We start from the raw sequence: 12583 nt of genomic DNA, 5'->3' as shown, positions 1-12583 counted from the left end.
AGGCTGGGCTACAAGGAAGTTAGTGCAAAAAAACGGGGAGATTCATGGCGCAGTGGCGGGATGTCGGTGCAGGAAACTATGTGCTCAGTACGGCAGGGGCACTGCTGAACACCGGGCTGGTGATCGGGCGGGACAGGGCACTGGTGATTGACACCGGATGCGGGCCCCGGCAGGGAGCGGAGATTTTGGCGGCAGTCCGCGAACTAACGGACCTGCCGCTGACAGTGGTCAACACGCACGCGCATTTTGACCACTACTTCGGCAATGCCGTGTTCGCAGCGGCAGGCGTCACGGATTTCTGGGCGCACGAAAACGCCGTACGGGAGATGGCGGAATCCTCCGAGTCCCAGCGTGCCGTGCTAAGCCCCGCCGGCTCTGACGCAGCCGCGGCAGAGCCGGAAATGGCGGCGGGCGAGGGCCCAAACTCGATGATGGTGCTACCTACCGCGACGGTGAAAGACCAACCGGTGCTCATCGATCTGGGCGGCCGCGTCGCCACGTTGTTCTATCTGGGACGCGGCCATACCGATGGTGACCTTTTGGTGGGGGCGGAGAGTGCACTTTTTGCCGGTGATCTGGTGGAACAGGGTGCCCATCCCTCTTTCGAAGACTCGTATCCCGCGGACTGGGCCAACACGCTGCGTCAGCTGTCGGCACTGCGGGGCCGCTACGAATTCCTGGTCCCTGGACACGGACTTCCGGTCAGCGACAATTTTGTCCGCGTGATGGCAGACACCATGACAACGGCGGTCCGGCAGGCCCGGCAGGCCAGTCGGGAGATGCCGGACCTGGCCACCAAAGCCATCCCGATTCTGCCCTATGGGCCGGATCAATCCAGATGGTTCATAAAGCGCCTACAGGAAACCAGCGCGTAACCAGCCCGTAGCCGGAGCCCGTCGACGGAATTTCGCCGGTGTTCGGGGGAGTCTAGAGTTGCGGGGTGAGCGAAAAAGATAACGCAGGCCAACTGAACCTGCGCAAGATCGCCATCCCGGCCTTCGGCCCGTCGCTCCTTTTTGGCCTCGGTGAAGGCGCAATCCTGCCCGTCATTGCCTTGAGTTCGCGTTCGCTGGGTGCCTCGGTAGCGGCGGCGGCCCTGATCGTGACCTTGCTGGGCATAGGGTCCTTACTGTGCAATATTCCTGCGTCGCTGCTGACCGCGAAATACGGTGAACGACGGGCAATTATTGTGGCGGCTGCCCTGAGCATGACCGCTATGGTGTGCTGCGCGGAGGCGCCGAACATCTGGGTGTTCTCCGCGGGAATCCTCATGATTGGCGCAGCATCGGCTGTTTTCAACTTGGCGCGGCAGAGCTATCTCACCGAGGCCGTCCCGGTCCAGTTCCGGGCCCGGGCCATGTCCACCCTCGGCGGTGTAATGCGGATCGGCGTATTTGCCGGACCCTTCGCCGGTGCCCTGGCGATCGGGATGCTTGGTCTGTCCGGGGCGTATTGGGTCGGAGCCGCGGCAGTGCTGGCCGCCGGAGCCGTGGCGTGGACACTTCCGGACCTAGTGCACACTGTTGCTGAACGCACCGGTCCTGCCGCAGCGCGACCCGCGGGCGTCCGTTCGCTGTTGGTGAGCCATCGGAGGGTCCTTCTCACTGTGGGGCTGGGGGTCTTGCTGGTGAGCGCTGTCCGAGCCTCTCGCCAGGCGGTAATCCCGCTGTGGGCGGAGCATTTGGGTCTTGACGCCGCAACGACCTCATTAGTTTACGGGCTGTCCGGGGCCATTGACATGCTGGTTTTTTATCCGGCCGGAAAGGTGATGGACCGCAAAGGCAGAACCTGGGTGGCAGTCCCGTCGATGTCCCTAATGGGCGTTGCCCTGCTGCTCATGCCGCTGACAGTGGGCGTCGGATCCCTGCTGCTGGTGTCCTTGCTGATCGGTTTTGGCAACGGAATCGGATCAGGAATGATCATGACGTTGGGCGCTGATTACTCGCCTTCGCGCGGCCGCGCACAGTTTTTGGGCATTTGGCGCTTCCTCTCGGATGTGGGAAGCTCGGGCGGCCCGGCCCTCCTGGCCGGGCTGACGGCGATTGCCGCGCTCGCCGTCGGTATCGCTGCCACCGGTGTTCTCGGAATGGTCGCGGCAGCGGCCCTGTGGTACTGGATTCCCCGCAACGCCCCGGATGCCGGTTCCGCGGCGCAGCGGCAGATCAGGCCTTAGACCTTTGGCCTTAGGTTTTAGGCCTGCGCGAATGCCGTCGGCGGGGGGCTTCCATTCCGAACAGGAGGGTCCCGGCCACGGTGAGCAGGTAGCCGGTGGCCACGATCAGGGCCACGCCGGTCCAGAAATAGTCCGTGGTGCTGACCCTGCTCCCGCCGGGGGGTGTGATCCCGCGCAGCACCACGACGGCCAGGGCTGCGGCCAGCATTCCCACGAGCACCGACAGGAATGGCCACAGCCGGGAGGCAGCCCAGTGTTCGCCGTAGCCGTCCCAGACGTTCCAACTCGAGCCTGCGCGCATGACCGCCAGCCCGGCCAACGCGGTCCAGCAAGCGACGACCAAAAAGGCGGTGATCACATCGGCGGGCCGGTGCCATTGGTTGATCAGGGTCGCTATGCCGGCAAACACCGCGTAGCTGCCCCCAAAAAATGCCACCACCGGGCGCCACCGCGGCGATACGACCAGAAAGACAGCCGCGGCGGAGGAGGCTGCCAGAGTGCTGTGCCCCGAGGGCAGCGAGTTCAGCCCGAGCGTCAGCACGCCACGGTCCGGACGGTCCGGCAGTGATGACTTAATCAACTGCGTGCACAGGTTGGCCGCGATCATCGCGGCCACCGCGATCCCGGCGGACAGCCAGCGGCGCCGGGCCAGGGTCACGAAGAGCACAACGACGGCGGCGATCACCACCGAGGTAACGGGCAGGGCATCGAGGAAGCTGGCGATCGGCGTCCCGATCCAGGCCTGGGCCCGCGCGGCCTCATTCAGGGCGGATTCGTCAATATACTGCCCGGTGGTGGTGCGGACGTAGAACAGGTAGGTGGCGATGGTGGCCATTACCGAGATCGCGGCCGCCAGCCAAAAATAGCCGGGGTGCTGGGCCGCCTGCGGGGGCCGCCGATTTTTCGTCGGGGCCGGGGAGCTCGATCTCATCCCCTCTAGGCTCCCACACATTCCTGACAGGACCGGCCGCGTTCCCGGCCGCATACCGGGGCTATTCGGGTGGAAGCCAGAAGCTAGAGTGGGTAAATGCTCCCGTTGCCCGATCTAGATGAGCTCATTGCGGCAACTCATGTGGTGGTGCTGCCTATGCGGGTGAGGTTCCGCGGCATCGTGGCGCGTGAGATTCTGCTCCTGGACGGACCCCGCGGTTGGTCTGAATTTTCCCCCTTTACCGAGTACGACGACGCCGAATCGGCGCGCTGGCTGGCGGCTGCCATCGAGGCGGGCTGGCAGGGCTTTCCCGAACCTCGGCGCACCCTGATTCCCGTGAACGCAACGGTCCCGGCGGTGCCTGCCGTCCGCGTCCCGGAAATACTCGCCTCGTTTGACACCACCGTGGCCGTCAAGGTCAAGGTAGCGGAGCCCGGGCAAACATTAGACGACGACGTTGCCCGGGTTTCGGCCGTCCGTGCGGCGCTGCCTGCCGCGGCCATCAGGGTCGATGCCAATGGCGGCTGGTCCGTGGCGCAGGCCGTACCGGCGTTGACGCGACTTGCCGATTTCGAGTTGGAGTACGCCGAGCAGCCGGTACCGGACATTGCCGCCCTGGCAGCCGTCCGGCGGACGTTGGCCGCGCGACGGGTGCCGGTATTGATTGCCGCCGATGAAAGTGTGCGCAAGGAAACGGACCCGCTGGCCGTCGCCCGCGCCGGTGCGGCCGATCTGATCATTATCAAGGTCGCCCCGCTGCGCGGAGTCCGGCGCGCGCTGAAAATCGTCGCAGCAGCAGGCCTGCCCGCGGTGGTGAGCTCCGCGCTGGATAGCTCGGTGGGGATTAGGGCCGGGGTGGCGCTGGCCGCCGCGCTGCCTGAGCTGCCGTATGCCTGCGGGTTGGGGACGGTGTCCCTGTTTGCCGGGGACGTGGTGCGGGATCCTTTGGTCGCAGCGGGCGGGCATATCGCCGTCAGGGACGTGGCCGCGGAGCCGGATCTGCTCGAGCGGTACGCGGTTTCCGGGCAGCGCCGGGCCTGGTGGCTGGAGCGACTGCGGCGCAGCCATGCGGTGCTGGCCGCAGAGGCACGCGGTGAGTAAATCTCCAGCGCCGGAGGATGAGGTTAGATGGTTGCTGTGACTTCTTTTAGCTCGATGGATGCGGCCCGGCTTGCAGTATGCGCCCTGGTGGCCGGGGGAGTGCGCCAAGTGGTGCTGGCGCCGGGTTCCCGCAGCGCGCCGATGTCCTACGCGCTGGCGGAGGCCGAAGCAGCGGGCCTGCTCCGGCTGCACGTTCGCATTGATGAGCGGGTGGCCGGGTTCACGGCACTGGGCCTGGCCCTTGGCAGCGATGGACCGGCGGCGGTGCTGACCACCTCCGGCACGGCAGTGGGGAATCTGCTGCCCGCCGTGATGGAAGCCGATCACGCCGCCGTTCCGTTGCTGGTGCTTTCCGCGGACCGCCCGGAGGAGCTGCGGGGGACCGGCGCCAACCAGACTACGGTCCAGTTTGACCTCTTCGGCGAGCATGTCCGTTTCGCGGCCGATGTTGCCGCCGGAACGGACCCGACGGCGGCGATCGGCACGGCGTTGAGCGCGGCCCAGGGCAGGCTTCCGGGCACGCCGGCAGGCCCGGTGCAGCTCAACCTCGCCTTCCGCGATCCGTTGACCCCCGCGCTGGACGGCAGCGACTGGGAACAACCCCGATACCGGACTCCAGCGGAGCCTGTGGCGGGCAGCGGCCCGGCGGAGGCGAAGGGGAACTGGCTGCCGACTTCTAACGCGGCGGCGGCAACGCCGGCAGCGGTTCGGACCGGTACCGCTCGTCGAACCGTCGTGGTCGCCGGACACGGTGGGGGTCCGTCCGCGGAGTATTTTGCCCGTACTCTGGGCCTGCCGCTGCTGGCCGAGCCGTCGTCGAACGCCCGCTTTGGACCGAACGCGGTGGGCCCCTACCGCCTGCTGCTGGCGCATTTTGGGCCGGATTCGGCGGAACCCATCGATCGCGTGGTGGTCTTTGGCCGGCCAACGCTCTCCAGACCGGTGGCCGCACTGCTGGCCCGCACGGACATTGCGCGGGCGCTGTATCTGCCCCGGCCGGTGGCCTGGTTTGAGCCGGGGCGGCGCACCGAACTGGTGCTTACAGAATGGGACGACCTGCGCGATTTTGCCGGCAGCGGCCCCGCCGGCTGGCTGGAAACCTGGCGCCTTGCCGCCCTTGGTGCTGAGGCGGCGCTGGAGGAAGTGCTTGCCGGTCCGGCACCTGGGACCGGGTTGCCGCCGCTTACCGGGCTGCATGTAGCGCGGGCTGTGTGGAAGCAAACGCAGGGCAACCTGGTGCTGGGCTCGTCCAATCCCATCCGCGACGTGGATCTTGCGGGCCGTCCGGGATCGGAGCAGGTGCCGGTTTTTGCCAACCGGGGTCTGGCGGGCATCGACGGCACCATTTCCACCGGCACTGGAGTTGCGCTCGCCAGCGGAGCCCCGACTCGGATACTGCTCGGCGATCTGACCTTCTTGCACGATGTCGGCGCGCTGCTGCTGGGGACCGGCGAGGCCGAACCGGATCTGCAGCTGGTGGTGCTCAACGATGGCGGGGGTGGGATTTTCAGTACCCTGGAGCACGGCATTCTCGCCGGCCGCACGGACTACGCCGCCGCCGTCGAACGCCTCTTTGGCACGCCGCACACCGCCGATCTTGCGGCCCTTGCGGCCGGGTACGGCCTAACGCATCGCAGCGTCCGTACGAAGGCGGAGCTCACCGCAGCGCTGGCCGAGCCGGTCCGCGGGCGCTCCCTGCTGGAAGTGCGGGCGGACCGGGCCGGGCTGCGCAGCCTGCAGGAAAGTCTCGCACGGGCCGTGGCGCTGAAAGTGGCGCCGATCCTGCCGCGAAGCTGACCGGCGGGGCGGGCACCGGCTCTAGAGTACCCGGCTGAGGAACTCCTTGGTGCGGGCATGTTGCGGGTTGGCGATCAGCTCACGCGGATCTCCGCTTTCCACCACAACGCCGGCGTCCATGAACGTCAGCGTGTCTCCCACCTCGCGGGCAAAGCCGATCTCGTGCGTGACCACGATCATGGTCATGCCGGACTTCGCCAGATCCTTCATCACGTTGAGCACGTCTCCCACCAGCTCCGGATCCAGCGCTGAGGTGGGCTCATCAAAGAGCATTAGCTCCGGTTCCATCGCGAGGGCGCGGGCAATGGCAACCCGTTGCTGCTGGCCGCCGGAGAGCTGGGCAGGGTAGTGATCGGCGTGGTCCGCCAGCCCCACGCGGTCCAGCAGTTCCATGGCCTTGGTCCGCGCAGATGCTTTACTGACCCGCTTGACCTGCGTGGGCGCCTCGATGATGTTCTGCAGGGCGGTCCGGTGCGGGAAGAGGTTGAACCGCTGGAACACCATGCCAATGTCCCGGCGCTGGAAGGCAACCTGTTTGGGCGTCAGGTCATGCAGCTGGCCCTTGATGTCCTTGAAACCGATCAGGTCCTCGCGCACGTAGATGCGGCCGGCGCTGATGGTTTCGAGCATGTTGACACAGCGCAGCAGGGTGGATTTTCCCGACCCGGAGGGGCCGATAATGACGGAGACCTCTCCCTCCCGGATAGTCATGTCGATGCCGCAGAGCACATGGTGGCTGCCGAAGAACTTGTGCACGTCCTGAACCCGGACCAGCGGGTTGCCGGCCAAGGAATCAGCCCGGGTCCCGGCGGCCTGCGGATCGGTAATGTCATTCATCGGGGTGCTCATACGTGGCCACCTTCTTCCGTCGCTGCCGCCGCTTCCGGCGTGGTGTGGGCAGCTGTCACTGCCTGGGTCGCTTTCACGGGAGCGGGCACCAGATTGTCCACGCCCTTTCCGTAGTGGCGTTCAATGAAGTGCTGGCCCACCATGAGCACGCTGGTGATCACCAGATACCAGAAGGCCGCCACGATCAGCAGCGGGATGGGCAGGTAGATGCGGTTGGCAATAGAACTGGTCACGAACGTCAGATCCAAGGTGAACGGCACCGCCAGCACCAGCGACGTGGTCTTGAGCATGCCGATGGTCTCGTTGCCGGTGGGCGGGACAATCACGCGCATGGCCTGGGGCAGAATGATCCGCCACATGACTTTGGATCTGCGCATCCCAAGCGCCTCTGCTGCTTCCATCTGCCCGGCATCCACTGACTTCAGACCGGCCCGGAAGATTTCCGCAAGGTAGGCGGACTCATTGAGCCCCAGACCGAGCATGGCGGCCAGGAAAGGCCGAATCAGGTCCTGGGTGTTGAAGCTGAAGAGCTCCGGTCCCCAGGGAACGCCGGCAGCAATCTTTGGATACAGCACCGCGACGAGGCCCCAGAAAACCAGCTGCGTGTAAACGGGAGTTCCACGGAAGAACCAGACCCAGACCCAGCTGATATACCGGAACAGCGGGTTGTCCGACTGCCGCATGAACGCCAGGATGATGGCCAGCACAATGGCCAGCACCATCGACAGTACCGTCAACAGCAGGGTCCAGCCGATGCCCTGAATGACCAGCACGTCCATCAGGTACGTGCCCACCGTGTCCCAGTGGAAGTTCTGGTTGGTCACCAGGGACTGCACCAGCAGGAACAGGCAAAGCGCGATGATGACGCCGCCGACCCACCGGCCGGGATGCCGCACCGGGACGGCTTTGATCAAGTCCGGGCCCTCGGTGCGTTTATTAGCTAATGCAGTCATGCCGTTTTTCCTTGTTCCGGTGCTGCTGGGTGCCGAGCCGCTCAACTGCCCACCTTCGGATTTACCTCGGCCTTGGTCAGCGCGCCCTTGCTGTTGTTCCAACCGTCCAGGATCTTTTTGTAGTCACCATCGTCGATGAGCTTGTTCATGACCTTGCCGATCAAATCCGCGAAGGCAGTATCGGATTTGGCAATCGCGATGCCCTGCGGGGCGGCGTCGTAGACGTCCCCGAGTGTCTCCAGCTTGTCGCCGGTCTGGGCGAGTGCGTAGCCGATGATGGGGGAGTCGGCGGACATCACATCAATGCTGCCGTTAACCAGGCGCGTGGTGACATCGGTCTGGTTTTTCAAGGTGACAATGGTGATCGCCGGCTTGCCCGCATCGGTGCACTTCTTGGAGCGTCCCGAAACATCCGGGTCCTCCTCCACCGTGCCGGTCTGGACTCCTACGGTCTTGCCGCAGATGTCATCGAGCGAGATGTGCTTGGGGTTGCCCTTTTGGACTGCCCACAGCACCCCGGCGTTGAAGTAGCTGACGAAATTCACGGCCTGTGAGCGTTCGGGAGTGATCGTGAAGGACGACATGCCCAGGTCGTACTTGGCGCCGAGCGCCGGCAGGATGCTGGTGAACTCCGCAGTCTGCACCTTGACCGGCATCCCGAGGGTTGCGCCGATTGCTTTGGCGAGATCGACGTCGTAGCCCTGCGGCGTCTGCCCGTCCGACCCGCCCAGGAACTCCGCGGGAGCATAGGAGGTATCCGAACCAACGGTCAGCGTGCCCTTGCTCTTGATCGAGGCGGGAACGGCCGCTGCCAGGGCGTCGTCTTTTTTGACGACGGAGGGGTCAAAGCTCGCCGAACCGGACGCCCCGGAGGGAGCGCCGGCACCGGACTGCGAAGCGGTGGTGCAGCCGGTGAGCGCTAGTGCCGCCACGGCGGCAACCGTGAGGATCTTGGCGGACAGCTTGGGGGAGAACGGCATCGATTTACCCTTTGTTTCTGAGGCTGGAAGGAGTTATCCGTCTTATAGTGTATAGCCGAAAGAGATGTGCATCACAGTAAACAACGTTTCACTATCAGATAACTTTAGTGGGCTAAAAGCAAGTGAGTGAGGCGCCCGACGTCCGGGATCCCGGAATTGGCGCCGGAAACGTGGCAAAAGTCGCTGGGCGCCGCTGGGATGGGCGTTCAGGCGCGCAGGCCCAAGGCCTGCAGCATCGGACGGAATTTGGCCCAGGTTTCGGCGAGTTCAGCGTCCGGATCCGATGCGGCCACGATGCCGCAACCGGCGTACAGCCGCGCCGTCGTCGGATTTTCCAGCACTGCGCCGCGCAGGGCAATGCCCCATTCGCCGTTGCCGGAGCCGTCCAGCCAGCCGACCGGCCCGGCGTAAGGACCGCGATCAAGCCCCTCCAGCTCACGGATCAGTACCCCCGCCTCACTGCGCGGCGTACCGCACACGGCCGCCGTGGGATGCAGCGCCTCCACCAGCGCCAGGGAGGTGGGAAGGTGGCCGTCCACGTCCGCCAGTTCCGCGTTGACGTCGGAGGCCAGGTGCCAGACGTTGGGCAGTTCCAGGATAAAGGGTTCCGGCGGGAAGGAGAGGTCGACGGCGAAAGGGGCCAGTTGGCGGGTCAGTGACCGGACGGCAAAATCGTGTTCCTGCCGCTGCTTCACCGATCCGGCCAGCACATCGCGGGCAAACCCGGCGGCATCCTCCGGAGCGTCCTCGCGATCAAGTGTGCCAGCCAGGACCCGCGCCTGAGCGGTGTTTCCCTCTACCTTGATGAGGATTTCCGGGGTGGCTCCGACCAGTCCTTCCACCCCATACGTCCAGCATTCGCTGTAGCGCTCCGTCAGCGCCGCCAGGATGGCGGGGCGGGAAACGGGTTCGTCGAAGGTCGCGACGATGTCCCGTGCCAGCACCACTTTTTCCAGCGCTCCGGATTCGATGGCGCTGACCCCCGCTGCGACGGCGGCCAGCCAATCCTGCTCGCTGAGGGCTCCGCTGGAGACCACGGCTTCGGGTGGCTCGGGACTGGCCAAGGGCTCGGGCCGGGCAGCGCTGTTAATCAGCAGGCCAAGGGCGGCATGCGCGCCGGCGGCGGTGAGCGGGCCGCCGTCGAGCGTCATCTGCGTCAGCCAGATGAGCCCGCCGCGGAAGCCTACCAGCAGAGATGGGACGATCAGTCGGGACTTAAAGGATGATGTTTTTGAGAAGGCGAAGGAGCCGAAGGCCACCGGACCAGTACCGGGTAGCCGGACCGAATCCTGGGTATGTGAGCTGGATAATAGCTCTTTCCACCATTGCTCAGCATCGGAAAAACGCTCCGGCCCGGTTCCGCTGAAGCGTGTCAGCTCTCCGAAGGCCACCAGCCCCTCGCCGCGGCGGATCCAGCATAGTGCGCTGTCAATGCGCAGCAGGTCGCGCAGCCCGTAGTCTTTCGCGGTTTGCTTCAGGTGCAGCGGAATGGTCAAAAGGGAGAGATCGAGCGGTACGGTGAGGGCGGTCAGGGACGCAGTCATGATGATTTAACACTACTCCGCAGTAGCCCCGTGGCGGCACGGGCGCAAAATACCCGCCCGAGGACGATCTTTGAGACAATGAAGGGGTGAACCGTGCATCGTTGGAGAAGCGTCCGGAAGAAGTTGCCGCAATGTTTGACGACGTTGCGCCCAAGTACGACGTCGTTAACGACGTGCTGTCGATGGGGCAGACTCGCCGGTGGCGGCGGATCGTGGTGGACGCCGTGGATGCCAAGCCCGGGCAGCGGGTGCTCGATGTGGCCGCGGGCACCGGTACATCAAGTGAGCCGTACGCCGACGCCGGGATCGACGTGGTGGCCTGCGATTTCTCGGTGGGCATGCTCAAAGTAGGCAAGCGCCGGCGCCCGGACATCGATTTCATTGCCGGGGACGCTACCAATCTTCCGTTTGCGGACAATTCCTTCGACGCCGCGACGATTTCCTTTGGGCTGCGCAACGTCAGCGCCCCGCATCAGGCACTGGCGGAAATGCTCCGGGTCACCAAGCCCGGCGGCAAGTTGGTTATTGCGGAATTTTCCTCGCCCACGGTGGCGCTCTGGCGGACCATGTACACCGAGTACCTGATGCGCGCGCTGCCGGCCATCGCCACCAAGGTTTCCTCCAACCCGGTGGCCTACGTTTATCTCGCGGAATCCATCCGGGCCTGGCCGGATCAGGACCACCTGGCACAATGGCTGCGCGACGTTGGCTGGAAGGATGTGGCCTACCGCAATCTCAGCGGGGGCATCGTGGCGGTGCACCGCGCGGTTAAACCCGGGAGGCACGAACGCGGCGGCGTGGGCCCGGTGGCAAAGACGCATCGCACCAAGCCTTCCGGAGCTGCAGGGTTGTCTGGAGCTGCGGGGTTGTCTGGAGCTGCAAGGTCCTCCGGCTCCGGACCAGCAGTTAAGTGAAGGTCCTGATTGTCGGTGCAGGCCCGGCCGGGTCCACCGCCGCCTATTATCTGGCCAGGGCGGGTATCGCGGTCACGGTGTTGGAAAAGACCGCCTTCCCGCGGGAGAAGGTCTGCGGCGATGGCCTCACCCCCCGGGCTGTGCGCGAGATCCAGTTGCTGGATTTGCCGCACAGCGAGGCGGAGGGCTGGCGGCGGAACAAGGGCCTGCGGCTGATCGCGGGCGGACGCACGGTCGAGGTTCCATGGCCGGAGCTCAGTGACTTTCCCCAGTACGGCTTGATCCGGACGCGGCTCGGTTTTGATCAGTCCCTGGCCCGGCACGCGCAGGCCGCGGGCGCCGTCGTCCGTGAACGCCACAGCGTCACCGCAGCCCGCAGGGACGCCAACGGCCGCGTTATCGGCGTCACGGCGGCGCTGCTGGACGGTGCGGGGCGTAAAACCGGCGCTACCGAGGATTTTGCGGCCGATGTGGTGCTCGCAGCGGATGGGAATTCCACCCGGACGGCCGTTTCGCTGGGACTGCACAAGCGCGATGACCGGCCGCTGGGGGTGGCGGTGCGGACCTATTTCACCAGCCCGCGGACGGACGATGACTGGATGGAGGGTTGGCTGGAGCTGCCCGACAAGGCAGGGAATCCGCTGCCCGGCTACGGCTGGGTCTTCGGCGTGGGCGACGGTACATCCAACGTGGGGCTGGGAATCCTGAATTCGTCCCGGGAATTCGGCAAGCTGGATTACAAGCAGGTGCTGCGGGACTGGACGGCCGCCATGCCGGCGCAGTGGGGCTTTAACCCGGACAACCAGATCGGTGAAATCCGGGGTGCCGCCCTGCCTATGGGGTTCAATCGAACCCCGCATTATTCGCCTGGTCTGTTGCTGCTCGGCGATGCCGGCGGCATGGTGAGTCCCTTCAATGGCGAAGGTATCTCCTACGCGATGGAATCCGCCCGCTACGCGGCGGAGGTCATTGAAAACGCTGCCCGCGCCAACTCGCAGCTGGCCCGGGACCACGTGTTGTCCGGCTACAGCGGGTATATACGGGAGCAATGGGGCAGCCACTTCACCCTCGGCCGGATGTTCGCAACGCTGATCGGCAGGCCCAAGGTGATGAAGCTGGCGTTGCGGACCGGGATGCCCATCCCCGTGCTGATGCGGTTCGTAGTGCGGATGCTGGCCAATTTGACAGACAGCGGCGGCAAGGGCTTTGAGGATAGAGTGATTCATCTGCTCGAAAAGCTGGTCCCTGCCACGGACAATCAGCTCGCCTGACCATTGGGTGCGCCGTGCCCGCGGTCGACGGGACGGCACATTCGCCCCCTTACGAAAGCTAGTGTTAAGC

The 12583-nt window shown here is 65.2% G+C and carries 10 protein-coding genes and 1 pseudogene; 6 read left to right on the top strand and 5 right to left on the bottom strand.

Annotation, left to right across the window (positions count from 1 at the left end; genetic code table 11):
* The first annotated feature begins 44 nt into the window (after positions 1-44).
* Both OS914_RS03400 and OS914_RS03395 read left to right on the top strand, forming a co-directional pair.
* Positions 45-875: an MBL fold metallo-hydrolase gene (locus tag OS914_RS03400; protein WP_267544667.1), complete on the top strand. Its 831-nt coding sequence runs from the start codon at positions 45-47 to the stop codon at positions 873-875.
* 65 nt (positions 876-940) lie between these two features.
* Positions 941-2173 carry an MFS transporter gene (locus OS914_RS03395; protein WP_267544666.1) on the top strand — a complete coding sequence of 411 codons (1233 nt, stop codon included), beginning with the start codon at positions 941-943 and terminating at the stop codon, positions 2171-2173.
* Positions 2174-2183: 10 nt separating this feature from the next.
* On the opposite strand, the gene OS914_RS03390 is transcribed toward OS914_RS03395, so the two are convergent.
* The gene (locus tag OS914_RS03390; protein WP_267544665.1) at positions 2184-3104 is read right to left on the bottom strand and encodes a phosphatase PAP2 family protein; all 921 of its coding nucleotides are present in this window, start codon (positions 3102-3104) and stop codon (positions 2184-2186) included.
* Between the two features lie 96 nt (positions 3105-3200).
* Here OS914_RS03390 and OS914_RS03385 point away from each other — a divergent pair, with 96 nt between their 5' ends.
* Together OS914_RS03385 and menD are read left to right on the top strand one after the other, a co-directional pair.
* Positions 3201-4205, top strand: coding sequence for an o-succinylbenzoate synthase (locus OS914_RS03385; RefSeq protein ID WP_267544664.1), 1005 nt, complete (start codon positions 3201-3203; stop codon positions 4203-4205).
* 27 nt (positions 4206-4232) lie between these two features.
* Positions 4233-6002: a 2-succinyl-5-enolpyruvyl-6-hydroxy-3-cyclohexene-1-carboxylic-acid synthase gene (gene menD, locus OS914_RS03380; protein WP_267544663.1), complete on the top strand. Its 1770-nt coding sequence runs from the start codon at positions 4233-4235 to the stop codon at positions 6000-6002.
* Positions 6003-6023: 21 nt separating this feature from the next.
* Here menD and OS914_RS03375 read toward each other — a convergent pair whose 3' ends face one another.
* From OS914_RS03375 to OS914_RS03360, 4 genes are all read right to left on the bottom strand, one after another.
* Positions 6024-6839: an amino acid ABC transporter ATP-binding protein gene (locus OS914_RS03375; protein ID WP_324290620.1), complete on the bottom strand. Its 816-nt coding sequence runs from the start codon at positions 6837-6839 to the stop codon at positions 6024-6026.
* Positions 6840-6847: 8 nt separating this feature from the next.
* Positions 6848-7804, bottom strand: a complete 957-nt coding sequence (locus OS914_RS03370; RefSeq protein ID WP_267544662.1) for an amino acid ABC transporter permease — start codon at positions 7802-7804, stop codon at positions 6848-6850.
* Positions 7805-7845: 41 nt separating this feature from the next.
* A complete protein-coding gene (locus OS914_RS03365; RefSeq protein ID WP_267544661.1) occupies positions 7846-8784 on the bottom strand; it encodes an ABC transporter substrate-binding protein in 939 nt (312 codons plus the stop codon).
* Positions 8785-8990: 206 nt separating this feature from the next.
* Positions 8991-10328 carry an isochorismate synthase gene (locus OS914_RS03360; RefSeq protein ID WP_267544660.1) on the bottom strand — a complete coding sequence of 446 codons (1338 nt, stop codon included), beginning with the start codon at positions 10326-10328 and terminating at the stop codon, positions 8991-8993.
* Positions 10329-10414: 86 nt separating this feature from the next.
* On the opposite strand from OS914_RS03360, the pseudogene OS914_RS03355 reads away from it, so the two are divergent.
* Both OS914_RS03355 and OS914_RS03350 read left to right on the top strand, forming a co-directional pair.
* Positions 10415-11176: pseudogene (locus OS914_RS03355) on the top strand (demethylmenaquinone methyltransferase); the annotation flags it as partial.
* Positions 11177-11238: 62 nt separating this feature from the next.
* On the top strand, positions 11239-12513 hold the full coding sequence (locus OS914_RS03350; protein ID WP_267544658.1) for a geranylgeranyl reductase family protein: 1275 nt from the start codon (positions 11239-11241) through the stop codon (positions 12511-12513).
* The last annotated feature ends 70 nt before the right edge of the window (positions 12514-12583 follow it).

It is taken from the genome of Arthrobacter endolithicus, from assembly GCF_026627425.1.
Taxonomy (GTDB): domain Bacteria; phylum Actinomycetota; class Actinomycetes; order Actinomycetales; family Micrococcaceae; genus Arthrobacter_M.
This window is presented reverse-complemented; position numbering and strand designations above follow the sequence as displayed.

Coding starts and splice junctions, on each gene's coding strand:
- OS914_RS03370 (WP_267544662.1), bottom strand. CDS start 7,804: ATGACTGCATTAGCTAATAAACGCACCGAGGGCCCGGACTTGATCAAA.
- OS914_RS03365 (WP_267544661.1), bottom strand. CDS start 8,784: ATGCCGTTCTCCCCCAAGCTGTCCGCCAAGATCCTCACGGTTGCCGCC.
- OS914_RS03390 (WP_267544665.1), bottom strand. CDS start 3,104: ATGAGATCGAGCTCCCCGGCCCCGACGAAAAATCGGCGGCCCCCGCAG.
- OS914_RS03400 (WP_267544667.1), top strand. CDS start 45: ATGGCGCAGTGGCGGGATGTCGGTGCAGGAAACTATGTGCTCAGTACG.
- OS914_RS03360 (WP_267544660.1), bottom strand. CDS start 10,328: ATGACTGCGTCCCTGACCGCCCTCACCGTACCGCTCGATCTCTCCCTT.
- OS914_RS03385 (WP_267544664.1), top strand. CDS start 3,201: ATGCTCCCGTTGCCCGATCTAGATGAGCTCATTGCGGCAACTCATGTG.
- menD (WP_267544663.1), top strand. CDS start 4,233: ATGGTTGCTGTGACTTCTTTTAGCTCGATGGATGCGGCCCGGCTTGCA.
- OS914_RS03375 (WP_324290620.1), bottom strand. CDS start 6,839: ATGAATGACATTACCGATCCGCAGGCCGCCGGGACCCGGGCTGATTCC.